General features: G+C 71.0%; 13 protein-coding genes. 10 read left to right on the top strand and 3 right to left on the bottom strand.

The features are described from left to right. Nucleotides 1-325: 325 nt before the first annotated feature. Nucleotides 326-2,371, bottom strand: a complete 2,046-nt coding sequence (locus tag B1H29_RS35425; RefSeq protein WP_055420090.1) for a bifunctional rhamnulose-1-phosphate aldolase/short-chain dehydrogenase — start codon at nt 2,369-2,371, stop codon at nt 326-328. Between the two features lie 115 nt (nt 2,372-2,486). Beyond that, complete coding sequence (rhaI, locus tag B1H29_RS35420; RefSeq protein ID WP_055420091.1) at nt 2,487-3,653, bottom strand: L-rhamnose isomerase; 1,167 nt, start codon at nt 3,651-3,653, stop codon at nt 2,487-2,489. A 283-nt stretch (nt 3,654-3,936) separates the two neighbouring features. On the opposite strand from rhaI, the gene B1H29_RS35415 reads away from it, so the two are divergent. From B1H29_RS35415 to B1H29_RS35385, 7 genes are all read left to right on the top strand, one after another. Further along, the gene (locus B1H29_RS35415) at nt 3,937-5,466 is read left to right on the top strand and encodes a sugar ABC transporter ATP-binding protein (RefSeq protein WP_055420092.1); all 1,530 of its coding nucleotides are present in this window, start codon (nt 3,937-3,939) and stop codon (nt 5,464-5,466) included. After that, nucleotides 5,463-6,518: an ABC transporter permease gene (locus B1H29_RS35410; RefSeq protein WP_055420093.1), complete on the top strand. Its 1,056-nt coding sequence runs from the start codon at nt 5,463-5,465 to the stop codon at nt 6,516-6,518. Before B1H29_RS35415 ends, B1H29_RS35410 begins: the two co-directional genes overlap by 4 nt. After that, entirely contained in the window at nt 6,511-7,542 is a 1,032-nt protein-coding gene (locus B1H29_RS35405; RefSeq protein WP_055420094.1) for an ABC transporter permease, read from the top strand. Before B1H29_RS35410 ends, B1H29_RS35405 begins: the two co-directional genes overlap by 8 nt. Before the next feature lie 99 nt (nt 7,543-7,641). After that, nucleotides 7,642-8,727, top strand: a complete 1,086-nt coding sequence (gene rhaS / locus B1H29_RS35400) for a rhamnose ABC transporter substrate-binding protein (protein ID WP_055420095.1) — start codon at nt 7,642-7,644, stop codon at nt 8,725-8,727. A 65-nt stretch (nt 8,728-8,792) separates the two neighbouring features. After that, entirely contained in the window at nt 8,793-9,113 is a 321-nt protein-coding gene (locus tag B1H29_RS35395) for an L-rhamnose mutarotase (RefSeq protein ID WP_055420096.1), read from the top strand. An 82-nt stretch (nt 9,114-9,195) separates the two neighbouring features. Further along, nucleotides 9,196-10,224: a LacI family DNA-binding transcriptional regulator gene (locus B1H29_RS35390; RefSeq protein WP_055420097.1), complete on the top strand. Its 1,029-nt coding sequence runs from the start codon at nt 9,196-9,198 to the stop codon at nt 10,222-10,224. Nucleotides 10,225-10,539: 315 nt separating this feature from the next. Then, nucleotides 10,540-13,533, top strand: a complete 2,994-nt coding sequence (locus tag B1H29_RS35385; protein WP_055420098.1) for a family 16 glycoside hydrolase — start codon at nt 10,540-10,542, stop codon at nt 13,531-13,533. 76 nt (nt 13,534-13,609) lie between these two features. Here the strand turns inward: B1H29_RS35385 and B1H29_RS35380 are convergent, their stop codons facing one another. Then, nucleotides 13,610-14,017: a DUF2809 domain-containing protein gene (locus B1H29_RS35380; protein WP_055420099.1), complete on the bottom strand. Its 408-nt coding sequence runs from the start codon at nt 14,015-14,017 to the stop codon at nt 13,610-13,612. Nucleotides 14,018-14,469: 452 nt separating this feature from the next. On the opposite strand from B1H29_RS35380, the gene B1H29_RS35375 reads away from it, so the two are divergent. From B1H29_RS35375 to B1H29_RS35365, 3 genes are all read left to right on the top strand, one after another. Beyond that, on the top strand, nt 14,470-15,360 hold the full coding sequence (locus B1H29_RS35375; protein WP_055420100.1) for an SDR family oxidoreductase: 891 nt from the start codon (nt 14,470-14,472) through the stop codon (nt 15,358-15,360). A gap of 174 nt (nt 15,361-15,534) precedes the next feature. Beyond that, nucleotides 15,535-16,461: an NAD-dependent protein deacetylase gene (locus tag B1H29_RS35370; RefSeq protein WP_055420101.1), complete on the top strand. Its 927-nt coding sequence runs from the start codon at nt 15,535-15,537 to the stop codon at nt 16,459-16,461. 106 nt (nt 16,462-16,567) lie between these two features. Further along, a complete protein-coding gene (locus B1H29_RS35365) occupies nt 16,568-17,632 on the top strand; it encodes a pentapeptide repeat-containing protein (RefSeq protein ID WP_055420858.1) in 1,065 nt (354 codons plus the stop codon). The last annotated feature ends 198 nt before the right edge of the window (nt 17,633-17,830 follow it).

The following is a 17,830-nucleotide window of genomic DNA, read 5'->3' as shown; positions in this document are numbered from 1 at the left end:
GGTGAGGGTCGAGGTGATGAGGGCGGCGGTGATGCGGGCGGCGGTGAAGAGGGGTGAGCTGACGAGAGGTGAGCTGACGAGGGGTGAGGTGATGAGGGGCCGGGCGGTTGATAAGTGCGGCGACGGCCGGTGGTGCGAACGGGCGCCAGAGCGCGGTCGGCGGGCGGGCCGGCTCGCGCCGGCGCGCACGCGCCCGCGGCGCCGGGTCACCGGCGGCCACGCTCGCCGACGCGCTCGGCGCGGTGCGCGAGCGGCACCCCGGCCAACTGGCGACGCGCCCTGACGCCGCCGCGCGGGTGGCACCGGCATCAGGGCGGGCTCGCGGTCAGCGCAGGAAGGCGGCGGCGACACCCGCGTCCACCGGGACGTGCAGGCCGGTGGTGTGGGTCAGGTCGCCGCCGGTGAGCGCGAAGACGGCGTTGGCCACGTGCTCGGGCAGCACCTCGCGCTTGAGCAGCGTGCGCTGGGCGTAGAACTCGCCGAGCTTCTCCTCCGCCACGCCGTACACGGCGGCCCGCTTGGCGCCCCAGCCGCCGGCGAAGATGCCGGAACCGCGCACGACTCCGTCGGGGTTGACGCCGTTGACGCGGATGCCGTGCTCACCGAGCTCGGCCGCCAGCAGCCGTACCTGGTGGGCCTGGTCGGCCTTGGTCGCACCGTAGGCGATGTTGTTGGGGCCCGCGAAGACACCGTTCTTGGAAGCGATGTAGACGATGTCGCCGCCGAGCTTCTGCGCGGTCATCACCCGGGCGGCCTCGCGGGAGACCAGGAAGGAGCCCCGGGCCATGATGTCGTGCTGGAGGTCCCAGTCCTTGGCCGTCGTCTCCAGCAGCGGCTTGGAGATGGAGATGCCGGCGTTGTTGACGACGAGGTCGACGCCTCCGAAGGCGAGGACGGCCGCGGCGAACGCGGCGGCGATCTGCTCCTCGCTGGTGACGTCCACGGCCACGGCCACGGCCCGGTCCGGGCCGCCGAGTTCCTCGGCGACGGCCGCCGCGTTCGTGGCGTCGAGGTCGGCGACCACGACGCAGGCACCCTCGGCGGCGAGCCGGTGGGCGATGGCCTTGCCGATGCCGGAGCCGGCGCCCGTGACGAGCGCGACCCGGGTGGCCAGCGGCTTGGGCGCGGGCATCCGCCGCAGCTTGGCCTCCTCCAGCTCCCAGTACTCGATGCGGAACTTCTCCGACTCCTCGATGGGGCTGTAGGAGGAGACGGCCTCGGCACCGCGCATCACGTTGATCGCGTTGACGTAGAACTCGCCGGCGACCCGGGCGGTCTGCTTGTCCTTGCCGAAGGAGAACATGCCCACGCCCGGCACCAGGACGATCGCCGGGTCGGCCCCGCGCATGGCCGGCGAGTCCGGGACGGCGTGCCGCTCGTAGTACGCCTGGTACTCGGCGCGGTACTCGGTGTGCAGCTCCGTCAGCCGGGCGATCGCCCGCTCCAGCGGCGTGCCGGCCGGCAGGTCCAGGACCAGCGGGCGGACCTTGGTGCGCAGGAAGTGGTCGGGGCAGGACGTGCCGAGGGCCGCGAGACGCGGGTGCTCGGTGCGGGAGAGGAAGTCCAGCACCGCCTCGGAGTCCGTGAAGTGGCCGACCTGCGGCAGGTCGGCGGACGCGATCGCGCGGACGTGCGGGGCGAGCGCGGCGGCACGGGCGCGCCGCTCCTCGTCGGGCAGCGGCTCGTAGCCGTCCCGCACCGGGCCGAACGGTTCGGGGCGGCCCTTCTCGGCGAGGAAGGCCTCGGCGGTGCGGATGATGTGCAGCGAGTTGGCCTCGCACTCCTCGGAGGTGGCGCCCCACGCGGTGACACCGTGGCCGCCGAGGACGCAGCCGACGGCCTGCGGGTTGTCCTGCTTGATCGCGGCGATGTCCAGCCCGAGCTGGAACCCGGGCCGCCGCCACGGCACCCACACGACCTTGTCACCGAAGCATTCGGCGGTCAGTTTCTCGCCGTCGGCCGCGCAGGCCAGCGCGATACCGGAGTCGGGGTGCAGGTGGTCCACATGCGCCGCGTCGACCAGGGCGTGCATGGCCGTGTCGATGGACGGCGCGGCGCCGCCCTTGCCGTGCAGGCAGTAGTCGAACGCGGCGACCATCTCGTCCTCGCGCTCCACGCCCGGGTAGACGCCCTTCAGGGCGTGCAGCCGGTCCAGGCGCAGCGCCGCCAGCCCGCCGGCCTTCAGCGTGCCCAGGTCCCCGCCTGAGCCCTTGACCCACAGCAGCTCCAGCTCACCACCGGTGACGGGGTCGGTGGTGGTGCCCTTGGCGGACGTGTTCCCGCCCGCGTAATTGGTGTTGCGCGGGTCCGAGCCCAGCCGGTGCGAGCGCGCCAGGAGCCCGGCGACTTCGGGGTGAATGGCGGAGGCCATGGTGATCTTTCCTTCGGGATGAGTTGACGACGGAGGATGCCCGAGGCCGCGCGGCGCCCCGGAACGGCAGGTCCCGGGTCGTGTCGGCCTAGGTCGTGTCCTTCGCGGACACGGCCTAGGCGCCCCAGCCGGCCTGCTCGCCGCCCACGCGTTCGGCGGTGATCCGCTCCTGCCAGCCGCTGGCGCGGTAGGCGGCGACCGGGTCGGGGTTCAGGCCCTTCTCCTCGCGGACCTGAGCCAGCAGCGGCCGGACGTCGGTGTTGTACGCGTCCATCAGGACGGCGTTGGCCGCCAGGACGTCGCCCTCCTCCTGGGCCGCGGCCAGCGCCTCGTCATCGACCAGCAGCGCCTTGGCGGTGGCTTCCTGGACGTTCATCACCGAACGGATGATCGCCGGGATCTTCGCCTCGATGTTGTGGCACTGGTCGAGCATGAAGGCCACGCCGGCGGCGGGATCCAGGCCGCCGTTCTTGACGACCTCGCGGAGGATCCGGAAGAGCTGGAAGGGATCGGCGGCGCCGACCATCAGGTCGTCGTCCGCGTAGAAGCGGGAGTTGAAGTCGAACCCGCCGAGCTTTCCCTCGCGGAGCAGGACGGCCACGATGAACTCGATGTTGGTGCCGGGCGCGTGATGGCCGGTGTCCACGACGACCTGCGCCTTGTCACCGAGCTTGAGACAGTGCGCGTAGGCCGTGCCCCAGTCGGGGACGTCGGTCGTGTAGAACGCGGGCTCGAAGAACTTGTACTCCAGGAGCATCCGCTGGCCCTCGCCCAGGCGCTCGTAGACGGCCCCGAGGGCCTCGGCGAGCCGGTCCTGGCGGGCCGTGATGTCGTCCTGGCCGGGATAGTTGGTGCCGTCGGCGAACCACAGCTTCAGGTCGCGGGAACCGGTGGCGTCCATGATGTCGACGCACTCCATGAGGTGCGCGAGCGCCTTGCGCCGCACCGCCGCGTCCGGGTGGCAGACACTGCCGAGCCGGTAGTCGTCCTCCTGGAAGACGTTGGCGTTGATGGCGCCCAGTTCCAGGCCCCGGTCCTTGGCGTGCGCGGCCAGCGCGGCGTAGTCGTCCACCCTGTCCCAGGGGATGTGCAGCGCGACCCGGGGGGTGACACCGGTGAACTCGTGCACCTTGGCCGCGTCGTCCAGCTTCTCACGCGGGGTCCGCGGCACGCCGGGCTGCGCGAACACCTTGAAACGCGTTCCGGAGTTGCCGTAGCCCCAGGAAGGCGTCTCGACCCGCTGTTCGGCGAGTGCGGTTCTCACGGCAGTAATGTCAGGCATGTCCACCTCTGGATGCGCAAGTTGCCCCGTCACGGGGGACCCGAACGACCTGTCGTATGAATCGATTCAGGCTGCGCCGAAACTAACCCGTGACACCACCCCCGTCAAGGGCCCCGACAGGGCCTGGCTCACCTGTTTCCTGCGCCGCCACCGCGAGATTCCGGCGATCGCGCACGCCCCGGACCCTTGACGCCCCGGACGGGCTGAAGCTAGCTTCCCGGCAACCCCATTTGAAACATTTCACAGCGGGGTTCCGGCTCGGCACACGTACTGGAGAGAACCCATGACCCATCCCGAACCGGGGGCCGCTCCGGTGCTCGCCCTGGAGGGAGTGAGTAAATCCTTCGGCGCCGTCCGGGCCCTGCGTGAGGTCTCCCTGCGGCTGTACGCCGGCGAGGCCCATGCGCTGGCGGGCGAGAACGGCGCCGGCAAGTCCACTCTGATCAAGACTCTCGCGGGCGTGCACCGTCCGGACACCGGCACGGTCCTCCTCGACGGCGAGCCGGTGGACTTCCACAGCCCGGCGGACGCCCGCGACGCGGGGATCGCCGTGATCTACCAGGAGCCGACGCTCTTCCCCGACCTGTCCGTCGCGGAGAACATCTACATCGGACGGCAGCCCCGGCGCTCCCTGGGCAGGGTGGACCACCGTACGGTCAGGACGGCCGCGGCCGAACTCTTCGCCCGCCTCGGTGTCGCCCTCGACCCGGACCAGCCGGCCCGCGGCCTCTCCATCGCCGACCAGCAACTGGTGGAGATCGCCAAGGCTCTGTCCTTCGACGCCCGCGTCCTGATCATGGACGAGCCGACGGCGGCGCTCACCGGCAGCGAGGTGGCCCGGCTGTTCGGCGTGGTCAGGACGCTGCGCGAGCAGGGGTCGGCGGTGCTGTTCATCTCGCACCGCCTGGAGGAGATCTTCGAGTTGTGCCAGCGGGTCACCACCCTCCGGGACGGTGCCTGGATCGCCAGTGAGCCCCTCTCCGACCTCGACGAGGACGGCCTGGTGCGCCGCATGGTCGGCCGCGATCTGGAGGAGCTCTACCCCAAGCAGGAGACCCGGATCGGCGAGGTCGCCCTCAGCGTGCGCCGGCTGACGCGCGAAGGCGTCTTCACCGACGTCTCCTTCGACGTCCGGCGCGGCGAGATCCTCGGCCTCGCCGGTCTGGTCGGGGCGGGGCGCAGCGAGGTGGCCCGGGCCGTCTTCGGCGTCGACGGGTTCGACGGCGGTGAGGTCGAGGTGCTCGGCCGGAAGCTTCCTCCGGGGGCTCCGAGCCTGGCCATGGCCGCCGGTCTCGCCCTGGTGCCCGAGGACCGCCGCGCCCAGGGCCTGGTGATGGACATGTCCATCGAGCGGAACATCGGCCTCACCGGGTTCGCGGCCACCTCCAGGGCCGGGCTGATGAACCGGCGGGCCGAGCGCAGCCGCGCCGTGGACTGGGCGACCAGGCTCCAGGTGAAGTACGCGCGCCTGGGCGATGTCGTGGGGACGCTGTCGGGCGGCAACCAGCAGAAGGTCGTCCTGGCCAAGTGGCTCGCCACGGCTCCCCAGGTGCTGATCGTGGACGAGCCGACCCGCGGTATCGACGTGGGGACGAAGGCGGAGGTGCACCGTCTGCTGTCCTCGCTCGCCGCCGACGGCGTGGCGGTGCTGATGATCTCGTCCGACCTGCCGGAGATCCTCGGTATGGCCGACCGGGTCCTGGTGATGCACGAGGGCCGGCTGACCGCGGAGATCCCCCGGGCGGAAGCGACCGAGGAGACCGTGATGGCAGCCGCCACCGGCCGCGCCGACCGAGAGGGGAAGGCGGCATGACCACGACCGTGGAGCCGGTGCGGCAGGAGGTCCCACCGGAGTCCGTCGCCGCGCGGCGGCTCATGGACAAGATATTCAAGGCCCGCGAACTGGCCGTGATCGCCGTGCTGGTGGTGATGCTCGGCGCGACCCAACTGTCCAACTCCGAGTTCCTGTCGCAGCAGGGCATCAGGGACCTGATGCTGAACGCGACCATTCTCGTGCTGGTCGCGATCGGCCAGGCGATGGTGGTGATCACCCGCAACGTCGACCTGTCGGTCGGTTCCGTGCTGGGCATCTCCGCCTTCGCCGCGGGGCTCTACCTCAAGGACGGCGGCCACCCGCTCGTCGCCGTGCTGCTGGCCGTGGGGGTCGGCGCGCTGTTCGGCGTGGTCAACGGCGCACTGGTGAGTCTGGGCAAGGTGCCCGCGCTGGTGGTGACCCTGGGCACCCTCTACGTCATCCGCGGCATCGACTCGATCTGGGTCGGCTCCCGCCAGATCACGGCGAGCGCCCTGCCCGACGGCTTCGTGGACTTCGGCAGCGACGGCATCTCCGTGGTGCCCTACCTCGCCCTGCTCACCCTGGCCGTCCTGGTCGTCGTGGCCTACTACCTCCGCAGTTACCGCAGCGGACGGGACATGTACGCCCTGGGGTCCAATCCGGAGGCCGCCCGGCTCGCCGGTGTCCCGGTCCGGGCCCGCATCATGACGGCCTACGTGGTCTGCGGAGGGCTCGCCGGGCTCGCCGGCGCCCTGTACCTGGCCAGGTTCGGCAACGTCGACTCCAACACCGGCAACGGGTACGAGCTCATCGTGGTCAGCGCCGTGGTCGTCGGCGGTGTCGCCTTCACCGGCGGATCGGGCACCGTGTACGGCGCCGCGCTCGGCGCCGTACTGCTGACCTCCATCAACGGTGTGCTCCCCGCCCTCGGCGTGAGTTCGGTCTGGGTCACCGCCATCAACGGCTTCCTGCTGCTGCTCGCCATCGCCGTCGACCGGATCCTGGCGCTCAGAGTCTCCGGAGCCCTGCGCAAGAAGGCCGCACAGTCGAGGAGTGCCCGTCATGCCTGACACCTCCGTCAAGTCTCCCGTGCTCTCCCGTCTCGGCGGGGCGGTGCGCTGGGACACCTCGGTCGGCGCTCTGCTGGTCGTCCTGCTGATCTGCTCGTTCTCCTTCGTGGAGAACTTCGGCAACGCCCTGAACGTGTCGTTCCTCATCGGCAACACCCTGCCCATCGCCCTGATCGCCCTGCCCATGGCGATGCTCGTGGTCTCCGGCGAGGTGGACCTCTCGGTGGCCTCCACGGCCGGCCTCTCCAGTGCCGTGATGGGCGCCCTGTGGAACGCCGGCATGGCGATCGAGACGATCATTCCGCTCTGCGTTCTGCTCGGAGTGGTGTGCGGCCTGGTCAACGGCCTGCTCGTCACCCGGCTCGGACTGCCCTCGCTGGCCGTCACCATCGGCACGCTCGGCGCCTACCGGGGCATCGCGCAGATCGTGCTCGGCTCCGACTCCGTGACCGACTTCCCGGCCCAGTACCTGGACTTCGGCGCCGGCCGGTTCGGGGACACGTTCCTCCCGTACGCCGTCGTCCCCTTCGTCATCCTGCTGGCGATCGCCGTCGTCGTCCTGCACGCCACCCGCTTCGGCCGCTCGCTGTTCGCCGTCGGCGCCTCCGAGGAGGCCGCCCGCTTCGCCGGTGTCCGCGTCAAGCGGCTCAAGCTGGCCATGTTCGTGTCCACGGGTGTCGTCTCCGCTCTGACCGGTGTCTTCTGGACCCTGCACTACGCCAGCGCCCGCTACGACAACGCCACCGGACTGGAACTGTCCGTGATCGCGGCGGTGCTGCTCGGCGGCATCGACTTCGACGGCGGCAAGGGCACCCTCGGCGGCGCCGTCGCCGGTGTGTTCCTGCTCGGCACGATGCAGAACGTCATGAGTCTGCTGAACGTCTCCGCCCAGTCCCAGACCGTGGCCACCGGCGTCCTGTTGGTGGTCTCGGTTCTCGCCCCGCGCATCGGCCGGCGGATCTCCCAGGCACGGGCCAGGGGGAGGACGGCCGCTCCCCCACCTCTCACGGCCCCTTCCCCGTAGTCCTTGCGCCCGGCTCCTTCGGCCCTCCCCGGCCGCCCTCCAGGCCGGGACGGGCCGGCCACCCCCTCCCACCTTCCCGCACAGGTAAAGGAACTTCCCATGCCCGCCACCACCGCCGGATCACGTCGACTGACCCTCGCACTCGCCACTGTCACCGCCCTCGCGCTCGGCGCCACCGCCTGCGGCGGCACCACCAAGGACGACGCGTCCAAGGACAGCGGCAGCGCGGCCGTCGGCAAGGCCGACCCCGACGCGAAGACGAAGAAGGGGCTCACCGTCGCCTTCCTGCCCAAGCAGGTCAACAACCCCTACTTCACCACCGCCGACAAGGGCGGCGAGAAGGCGCTGCGGGAGCTGGGCTCCACCTACAAGGAGGTCGGCACCAGCAGCGGCACCGACACCGCCGGCCAGGTCAGCTACGTCAACACCCTGACCCAGCAGCAGGTCGACGCCATGGCGGTCTCCGCGCAGGACCCCGGCGCCCTGTGCACCGCCCTCAAGCAGGCCATGCGCAACGGCGTCAGTGTCGTCACCTACGACTCCGACACCAACAAGGACTGCCGCCAGGTGTTCGTCTCCCCGGCTTCCGCCGAGGACCTCGGGCGCACCCAGGTCGAGTTGCTGGCCAAGCAGATCGGTGGCAAGGGCGAGATCGCGATCCTGTCCGCGGCGCAGACCGCGACGAACCAGAACACCTGGATCGACTTCATGAAGAAGGAGCTGGAGAAGCCCGCCTACAAGGACATCAAGCTCGTCAAGGTCGCCTACGGGGACGACGACGCCCAGAAGTCCTTCCAGCAGACCCAGGGCCTGCTGCAGGAGTACCCGAACCTGAAGGGCATCATCTCCCCCACCACCGTCGGCATCAAGGCCGCCGCCCAGTACCTGTCCGGCTCCAAGTACAAGGGCAAGGTCAAGCTCACGGGCCTCGGCACCCCGAACGACATGCGCGCCTACGTCAAGAACGGCACCGTCGAGGAGTTCGAGCTGTGGGAGCCGGCCAAGCTCGGCGCGCTCGCCGCCCACGCCGCGGTCGCCCTCGAATCCGGTCAGATCACCGGCCGGAAGGGCGAGACCTTCACCGCCGGCGACCTCGGCACCGTGACCATCGGAGCGGACGGTGTCGTCTCCCCGGGTGAGCCGACCGTATTCGACAAGGCCAACATCGACGAGTACGACTTCTGATCCGCACGACAGTCGTGGGGCCCCGGCGATCGCCGGGGCCCCACCTTCGGCAACAGGGTGATCCGATGCGACGTGTCTGCTTTCTTCTCAAGGTCCGCTCCGAGATGGTCGCCGAATACCGCGAGCGCCATCAGCACGTGTGGGCCGACATGCTCGCCGCGCTCTCCGAGGCCGGCTGGCACAACTACTCCCTCTTCCTGCGCAAGGACGGTCTGCTCGTCGGCTATCTCGAAACCGACGACTTCGAGGCGGCCCGGGCCGCCATGGACGCGAGCGAGGTGAACGCGCGTTGGCAGGCCGAGATGGCGGAGTTCTTCGAGGAACTGGACGGCCAAGCGCCCGACGCCGCCATGCGCCCGCTCACCGAGGTCTTCCACCTGGCGTGAACGGCCGGTCCCGGCTTCGTACGATGAACGCTTCCCGGACCGGCTCGATGGGCGGGGGCAGAACAGCGGGAGACAGACACACATGACGCGCTCCACGCCGGTCGTCGGCATCAAGGACGTGGCACGGGAGGCCGGCGTCTCCGTGGGCACCGTCTCCAATGTGCTCAACCAGCCCGGCCGGGTCTCGCAGCGGACACGACATCACGTGGAGCAGGTGATCGCACGCCTGGGTTACGTGCGCAGCGAGTCCGCCCGGCAACTACGGGCGGGCCGCAGCCGTGTGATGGCACTGCTCGTCCTCGACATGGGCAATCCGTTCTTCGTCGACCTGGCCCAGGGAGCCGAGCGCACGGCCCGGGACGCGGGACTCGCCGTCACCCTGTGCAACAGCGCGCAGAGCGCGCGGAAGGAGGCGGAGTACCTCGAACTCTTCGCCGAACAGCGGGTCCGCGGGGTGCTGGTCACGCCCGCCGATCCGAGTGGGCGCAGTCTGGGCGAGTTCCGGCGGCACGGCATCCCGTACGTTCTCGTGGACCGGGTGGCGGACGACACGGAGGGCTGCTCCGTCTCGGTCGACGACGTCACCGGCGGTGCCCTGGCGATCCGCCACCTCACCGGTGCCGGGCACAGCTCCCTCGCCTACGTCAGCGGACCGTCCCACCTCAGGCAGGTGCAGGACCGCAGGACCGGGGCGCTGGCCGCCGTCGCCCAGGCCGGCCTGCCCCCCGCGGCGCTGCGGGAGATCCCCACCGACCGCCTGGACGTGTCCGCCGGACGTGACGCCGGAGCCAGACTGCTGGGCCTGGCGGAGCGGCCCACCGCCGTCTTCTGCGCCAACGACCTGCTGGCCCTCGGGATACTCCAGTTCATGTACACGGCCGGCGTCAAGGTCCCCGACGACCTGGCGATCGTCGGGTACGACGACATCGAGTTCGCCGCCGCGGCGACCGTGCCCCTGACCTCCGTCCGCCAGCCCGCACGCACGATGGGCGCCATGGCAGCCGATCTGCTTCTCCAGGAAGCCGGTGACCGGGCGGACGAGCACCGTCACGAGCACGTGGTGCTCCAGCCCGAGCTGGTCGTCCGCGGCTCGAGCCTGTCCAGGCGCTGAGGCCGGCCCCGCCGCACCCCGCGGGGGCGCCGGTCGCTCTCGGCCCGAGTCGCGGCCGACTATGTCCACCGAAGGGGAAACCCGGCCGGAGATCCGCGTTCTTCACCCGTCGACGAACAGAGTTTGTACTCACTGATGACAAACTTATAGACGCAGCGAGCAAAAGGCTCCTATGGTGTCCGACGCCCGGTGGAATCCAGGCATCTCACGCACACCACGCGTCACTTCGGTCGGCAGGACGCCGGCCGCACCACCTCGTCGTCCCGTACCACCGTCATGGGCGGCCCCGCCACGGGGTCGCCCCGGGGAGGATGCATGAGTCCACGGTCCCGCTCCAGATCCCGCGGACGGCTGGCCGGTCTGGTCGCCGTCTCGGTCCTGTTCGGCTGCTTCACCTCGGCGCCCGCCGGCGCCGCCGACACCGCCGACGACCTGCCACCGCAGGAACCGGGCGTCACACTGCGCGTCTTCGACATCGGACAGCCGATGAACGAGATCTGCGTGCTCAAGCCCGGACAGACCCCGAACGTCGACAAACTGATGCCCGTCATCGACTTCTCCACGACCGAGGACTTCGGCGTCGGTGACCACTTCGTCTCGCAGGTCATCGCGAACATCGAGGTTCCCGAAGACGGGGCCTACACCTTCCGGCTGACCAGCGACGACGGCTCACGCCTGACCATCGACGACCGGACGGTCATCGATCACGACGGCCTCCACGCGGCGGAGCCCAAGGAGGGCACGGTCACCCTGACGTCCGGTCACCACGCCCTGCGCGTGGACCACTTCGACCGGACGAACGACCAGCGGGTGACGCTGGAGTGGAAGCCGCCCGGCGCCGCCGGCTTCTCCCTCGTGCCGAACTCCGCCCTGAGCACCGACGCCGACGTCGTACGGGTCACGGCCCCCGGCCGCAAGCAGTGCGAGAGCGGCACCGACACGCCGGGCGACGGACTGCCGCTCGACGGCGTGCACCCCGACTACACACTGACGGACCTGCGGCCCGACGGTTTCGAGCCCCAGGTCACCGGCATGGACTGGCTCCCGGACGGCCGAATGGCCATCACCACGTGGGGCGGCACCGACAAGACCGAGGGCGAGGTGTACCTCCTCGACGACGTCACCGGCGCGACCGGCCCCGACAAGGTGACGGTGAAGAAGGTGGCGAGCGGCCTCAAGGAACCCATGGGCATCAAGGTGCTCGACGGGGCCCTGTACGTGTCGCAGAAGCACGAACTCACCGAGCTGCGCGACACCGACGGCGACGACGTCACCGACGCGCGGCGTACCGTGGCGACCTGGCCGTACGGCGGAAACTTCCACGAGTTCGCCTTCGGCCTGCTCTACCGCGACGGTCACTTCTACCTGAACCTCTCCGTCGCGATCAACTACGGGGGCGCGACGACGGACCCGCAGCCGGCACCGAACCGCGGCACCACGATCAAGGTGAACCGCAAGACCGGCAAGGTGACCTACCTCGCCGGCGGACTGCGCACCCCGAACGGCATCGGCTGGGGCCCCGGCGGCGACCTCTTCGTCGCCGACAACCAGGGCGGCTGGCTCCCCGCGTCGAAGCTGGTCCGCATCAAGCCCGACCGCTTCTTCAACCACTACACCAACCCGGCCGGCCCGTTCGACGACCAGCCGGTGACCGAACCGGTGCTGTGGCTGCCGCAGAACGAGATCGCCAACTCCCCCAGCACACCGATCCTGTTGAAGAAGGGCCCGTACGCCGGCCAGATGCTGTTCGGTGACGTGACCTACGGCGGACTGCAGCGTGCCTTCCTGGAGAAGGTGAAGGGCAAGGACCAGGGTGCGGTCTTCCGGCACACCCAGGGTCTCGAGGCGGGCGTCAACCGCATCACCCAGGGCCCGGACGGCGCGATCTACGCGGGCGGCCTGGGCGCCGGGGGCAACTGGGGCCAGGAGGGCAAACTGACCCACGGTCTGCAGAAGCTGACCCCGAACGGCGGCAAGGCGTTCGACATCCGGGCCATGCGCGCCAAGCGGGGCGGTTTCGAGCTGGAGTACACCCAGCCGCTGTCCCAGGAGACTGCGGACAGGCTCGCCGAGAGCTACCAGGTCGAGCAGTGGCGCTACGTGCCGACACCGTCCTACGGCGGACCCAAGGTCGACGAGGAGACCCTCGCCGTGACCTCCGCACGGCTGTCCGAGGACCGGAAGAAGGTCACGCTGCGGATCACGGGACTCAAGCCCGACCGGGTGGTGCACGTCCGCTCACCGCGTCCGTTCAGCTCGGCCGGGGGCGAGACGCTGTGGAGCACCGAGGCCTGGTACACGCTCAACGCCATGCCGGGCAAGCGTCCCCCGACGACGTCGTACGAGGCGGAGGAGGCCGAGCGATCCGGCGGCGCCGGCGTCAACACCGACCACACCGGCTACTCCGGCAGCGGCTTCGTGGACGGCTACGGCACCCAGGGCGCGGCCACCTCGTTCACCGTCGACGTGGACAAGAAGGGCACCTACGACGTGGCCCTGCGGTACGCGAACGGGCCGAACCCCTTCACCGGCACCAAGACGGTGAGCGTGTACGTGGACGGCACGAAGGTGAAGCAGTCGAGCCTGCTCAGTACGGGCGGCTGGGACGACTGGTCCACGCGGACCGAGTCGCTGAGGCTGCGCAAGGGCGCCAACACCATCACCTACCGGGTGGACGAGGGCGACACCGGTCACGTCAACCTCGACATGATCAGCGTGCATCCCAAGGGCGAGCGCATCGTCCTGTTCGACGGCGCCGACCGCGCGGCCTGGCAGCAGACGGACGGCCGCACCGCGCAGTGGCCGCTGACGGACGGCGGGATGGAGGTCTGCTGCGGCGACCTGCGCACGAAGCAGGCGTTCGGTGACTTCAAGCTCCACGCCGAGTTCTGGCTGCCCGAGCTGCCCCCGGACGTCACGGGCCAGGACCGTGCCAACAGCGGCATCTACCTTCAGGACCGCTACGAGATCCAGATCCTGGACTCGTTCGGTGACACCACGCCCGCGGACAACGAGGCGGCCGCGATCTACCAGCAGAAGGCCGCCGACGAGAACGCGGCCCGCCCGCCGGGCACGTGGCAGACGTACGACATCACCTTCCGTGCGGCGCGCTTCGACGACCAGGGCGCCAAGACGGAGGACGCGCGTGTCACCGTGGTGTGGAACGGCGTGACCGTGCACAAGGACGTGGCGCTGAGCGGCGCGACCGCCGGGGGCGCCCAGGAGGCCCCGACGGCCGGTGCGCTCCGGCTGCAGGACCACGGCAACAAGGTGCGGTACCGCGACATCTGGATCGAGCCGCTGTCGTAGCGGCTCACGAGGCGGTGGCCGGCCCGGACACCCCCGGGCCGGCCACCGTCGTCCGTGGTCTGTGTCGACCTGCCGGTCACGGGCGCATCCGGTGTACGACGAGCCAGCCGGTCGCCGCGCCGACCGCGTACCAGAAGAGGTCCGGCGCGTTGAATGTCGAACCGAGGACCAGACGGGCAGCCGTGCTCTGCTGTGAGAGGTGTGCCGGCAGGCCAGTGAGCTGCAAGAACTCGACACCCCAACTGACGGCCAGGGCGACCGCGGCGGCTGTCGGCGGCGTCACCCGCGGCGCCACCAGGATGACCAGGGCGAACATCAGAAGGCAGTAGAGGGCGTCTCCGCCGTACTTGGCCACGTCTCCCGACGCCACGGCCCTGAGCCCCGTTCCGGCACCGACGATCGCCAAGGCGGCCACCGTCGCCGCGAGACGAATCCGTATCGGGGCGCGCTCGGCGCCGGCGTGGGTTCTGGGAGCGGAGGCCATGCGGTCATTGTGCTGGGCACGGCGGGCGGCGGGGTGGCCGGGGCCGCCGGCGCCGCTCGCGACGCGCCGGGGCGTACCCGCGCAGACCTCGGGCGCCGTCGTCCCGCACCGCGTGCTCGACCACCCCGAGGGCGGCATGACGCACGGTGTGGGAGAGGCGAAGCCGCGCGCCGGCCCGATCGGGCGGGGCACGCGATGACAACGAGGGTGCCGGCGAAGGCACAGCGCCGGGCGCCGTCCGCGGCGAGCCGGCACGCCGCCGGCCGCCCGCCGGAGCCGTCCGCGGGCTCAGCAGGCGGGGACGCCCGGGAGCCGGGATTCGGCGACGTCGATGAAGATGTTGGTGGCACCGCCGGGAGGCCGGAGCGTCACGCTCGGGTGGAGTGGCTTTCGGACGGGCCGGCCAGGGAACACGGTCGCTGACTTCGCCCCGCGAGACACAGGAGGCCGACATGGCGGACGACCGGCGTGACCAGCAGGATCCGACCGATCAGTATCCCCGCCCCGACTTCGCCGCCCAGGACCAGCCGCACCCCGGCTGGACCGGGCCGATGGATCCGCCGCCCGACCACGGAGAGGAGTCCTACCGCGGGTCGGGCCGTCTGGCGGGCCGCAGGACCGTCGTCACGGGCGGTGACTCCGGCATCGGCCGAGCGGTGGCCCTGGCCTTCGCACGCGAGGGCGCCGATGTGCTGTTCACCCACCTCGCGGAGGAAGAGGGCGAGGCACGGGAAACCTCCCGCCTGGTGGAGGACGCCGGGCAGAAGGCCGTCGCCGTCTCCTGCGACATCCGTGAGGAGCGGAACTGCCGGGCGCTGATCGACCGGGCCGTGGCGGAGTTCGGCGGCATCGACGTCCTGGTGAACAACGCGGCCTATCAGATGGCTCAGCCGGACGGCATCGAGGCGATCCCGACCGAGCAGTTCGACCGGGTCGTGCGGACGAACCTCTACGGCATGTTCTGGCTGACGAAGTTCGCCCTGCCGCACATCCCCGCGGGTGGCAGTGTCATCAACACCACCTCGGTCCAGGCGTACAAGCCCAGCCCGCACCTGCTGGACTACGCGATGACCAAGGGCGCGATCGTGACCTTCACCCAGGGGCTCGCCCAGATGGTCGCGGAGCGCGGCATCCGGGTGAACGCCGTGGCCCCGGGGCCGGTGTGGACTCCGCTGATCCCTGCGACGCTGCCGGACACGGCCGAGTTCGGCAAGCAGAGCCCACTGGGCCGCCCCGCGCAGCCGGCCGAGCTGGCGCCGGCGTACGTCTATCTCGCCTCGCAGGAGGCCGGCTACGTCACGGCGGAAATCCTGAACGCGACCGGTGGCACGCCCCTGCCGTGACCCCGACGGTCGGGGGCCCGGCAGGGGGACGACGGCGCCACCGTGGTCGGCCTCCGTCCGGCTGCCGTCCGCCGTCCGCCGTCCGCCACGAGGCGGTCGCGGTCCGGGCCGGTCCGGGCCGCGAGCAGCCTGTTCCGTACCGCGGCGGCACGCGCATGTCCGTACCCTGGCGGCATGCGCATGCGCCCCACTCTGAGCTGGACCCCTGCCGAGGACCTGCCGCCGGGCACCACCGACCCGGAGCCGGTCGCCGACGCGCTGGACACCGGCGGCGTGCTGGTGCTCAGCGGGGCGGGGATCTCCACGGAGTCGGGCATCCCCGACTACCGGGGCGAGGGCGGGAGCCTGAGCCGGCACGTCCCGATGACCTACCAGGACTTCACCGCCGATCCCCGGGCTCGCCGCCGGTACTGGGCGCGCAGCCACCTCGGCTGGCGCACCTTCGGCCGCGCCCGCCCCAACGCCGGGCACCGGGCCGTCGCCGCGTTCGCACGGCACGGCCTGCTCACGGGAGTGATCACCCAGAACGTCGACGGTCTGCACCAGGCCGCCGGCAGCGAGGACGTCGTGGAACTCCACGGAAGCCTGGACCGGGTCGTCTGCCTGTCCTGCGGTGCCTCCAGTCCGCGCCGGGTACTCGCCCAGCGGCTCGAGGAGGCCAATCCGGGCTTCGAGCCGGTCGCCGCCGGAATCAACCCGGACGGTGACGCCGACCTCACCGACGAACAGGTCGGAGACTTCCGTGTGGTGCCCTGCACCGTCTGCGGCGGCATCCTCAAACCGGACGTGGTGTTCTTCGGCGAGGCCGTTCCTCCGCGACGGGTCGAGCAATGCCGCGCACTGGTCCGCGAGTCGGCCTCGCTGCTGGTACTGGGGTCCTCCCTGACGGTGATGTCCGGCCTCCGGTTCGTCCGTCAGGCGGCCCAGGACGGGAAGCCGGTGCTGATCGTCAACCGGGACCCGACGCGCGGCGACCGGCACGCCCTCACCCGGGTCGCGCTCCCGCTGGGACCGACTCTCACCACCGTGGCCGAACGGCTGGGCATCCCGGTCGACGGCCGACCGCCGGCGCCTCTTGATCATCCCTTGCGAGGTGCTTAGGCTCCCGGCCATGGAGTCGGGGGGAGTGGATCGCGGTCGGCGGCCATGGCGCCGCAGGCTGGTCAGGCGGCGGCGAGTCGCGGCCGTGGTGGTCGGGACGGTGGGGCTGGTCGTTCTGGGCGTGGTGTTCGTCGTCCTGCCCGCTGTGGTGGTCGATCACGATATCGCCGGATCGAGCGTGGCCGCGCAGGACCGGCTGAAGGCGGTGAACGATGTCCGCACGACGCTTCTGCAGGTACTCGCCGGTCTCGTCGTACTCTTCGGCGCGTACGCCACGTGGCGGCAGGTGCGGGTGAGCCAGGAAAGTCTGCGCGCCACCCAGGAGGGCTACGTCACGGATCGGTTCAGCCGGGCGGTCGACCAGCTCGGCAGCGACAAGGTGGACGTCCGCATCGGCGGGTTGCACGCCCTGCGGCGGATCGCGGAGCAGTCCGCGCGCGACCGGGACGCCATCGTCTCGATCCAGGCCGCGTACCTGCGTACTCGCCTGCCCTGGCCGCCCACCGGGCCCGAATCGCCGGCGGACGTGGCCATCAACGACGTGGCACCGCTGGAGACCCGCGTCGCCGACGCTCAGGTGGCGCTGACCGGGCTCGGCGCCGTGTGCCGGTACCGGGAGGAGTCCTGGGTCAACCTCAGCGTCACCGACCTACGCCGGGCCGACTGCGACGGGCTGCGGTTGCCCGAGGTCAACCTCGACCGCGCCTGCATGGAGGCGGCGGGCCTGTACCACGCCGATCTGACCCAGGCCTCCCTGGTCTCGGTCAATCTGCGGCACGCCGATCTCACGACGGCGATTCTGCGGCGGGTTCGTTGCGTTCTGGCGGACCTGCGGGGTGCGAAACTGGTCGAAACCGATCTGCGTGACGCCGACTTCACCGAGACCGACCTGCGCGAGGCCAACCTGCGCAAGGCCGACGCGCGTGGCGCCGTCTTCCACCGCGCCGACCTCCGCATGACCGACCTGCGGGGAAGCGACCTGAGCACGGCCGACCTCGCCGAAGCGCGGCTGACCGGTGCCCTGGCCAGCGAACACACGCGGTGGCCCACAGGTTTCGACCGCTCGGCCGCCGGGGTCGTCCACGCCGACGACCCCGGCCCCGAGCCCTCGCCCCTTCTTCAGCCGCCGGGCATGACGTGGCAGGCGCCGCCGCTGCGGTCGACACCGTGACCGGGCACGCGGCCATCACCGTCCCGAAAGGCCGTTCCCGTCCCCGGCCGCGGCGATGCCCGTACGGGAGCCGACGTTGAGTTCGCGCGCGGTGCGCGCCACGCGGTGCTCCCCGGACCGGGTGGCGGGTCGAGGAGGCGGCAGCGCACCCCGGTTCTCCCGTCGAGGTCCGTCGGTCCGGCGTGCCCGCGTGGCCCG

This window comes from Streptomyces pactum, from assembly GCF_002005225.1.
Taxonomy (GTDB): domain Bacteria; phylum Actinomycetota; class Actinomycetes; order Streptomycetales; family Streptomycetaceae; genus Streptomyces; species Streptomyces pactum_A.
Note: the sequence above shows the minus strand (reverse complement) of the source record. Positions and strands in the feature narration are given on the sequence as shown.

Excerpts from the sequence above, each read along its gene's own strand:
- B1H29_RS35405 (WP_055420094.1), top strand. The coding sequence starts at position 6,511 with ATGCCTGACACCTCCGTCAAGTCTCCCGTGCTCTCCCGTCTCGGCGGG.
- B1H29_RS35425 (WP_055420090.1), bottom strand. The coding sequence starts at position 2,371 with ATGGCCTCCGCCATTCACCCCGAAGTCGCCGGGCTCCTGGCGCGCTCG.
- B1H29_RS35395 (WP_055420096.1), top strand. The coding sequence starts at position 8,793 with ATGCGACGTGTCTGCTTTCTTCTCAAGGTCCGCTCCGAGATGGTCGCC.
- B1H29_RS35410 (WP_055420093.1), top strand. The coding sequence starts at position 5,463 with ATGACCACGACCGTGGAGCCGGTGCGGCAGGAGGTCCCACCGGAGTCC.
- B1H29_RS35385 (WP_055420098.1), top strand. The coding sequence starts at position 10,540 with ATGAGTCCACGGTCCCGCTCCAGATCCCGCGGACGGCTGGCCGGTCTG.
- B1H29_RS35415 (WP_055420092.1), top strand. The coding sequence starts at position 3,937 with ATGACCCATCCCGAACCGGGGGCCGCTCCGGTGCTCGCCCTGGAGGGA.
- rhaI (WP_055420091.1), bottom strand. The coding sequence starts at position 3,653 with ATGCCTGACATTACTGCCGTGAGAACCGCACTCGCCGAACAGCGGGTC.
- B1H29_RS35390 (WP_055420097.1), top strand. The coding sequence starts at position 9,196 with ATGACGCGCTCCACGCCGGTCGTCGGCATCAAGGACGTGGCACGGGAG.
- rhaS (WP_055420095.1), top strand. The coding sequence starts at position 7,642 with ATGCCCGCCACCACCGCCGGATCACGTCGACTGACCCTCGCACTCGCC.
- B1H29_RS35375 (WP_055420100.1), top strand. The coding sequence starts at position 14,470 with ATGGCGGACGACCGGCGTGACCAGCAGGATCCGACCGATCAGTATCCC.
- B1H29_RS35380 (WP_055420099.1), bottom strand. The coding sequence starts at position 14,017 with ATGGCCTCCGCTCCCAGAACCCACGCCGGCGCCGAGCGCGCCCCGATA.
- B1H29_RS35370 (WP_055420101.1), top strand. The coding sequence starts at position 15,535 with ATGCGCATGCGCCCCACTCTGAGCTGGACCCCTGCCGAGGACCTGCCG.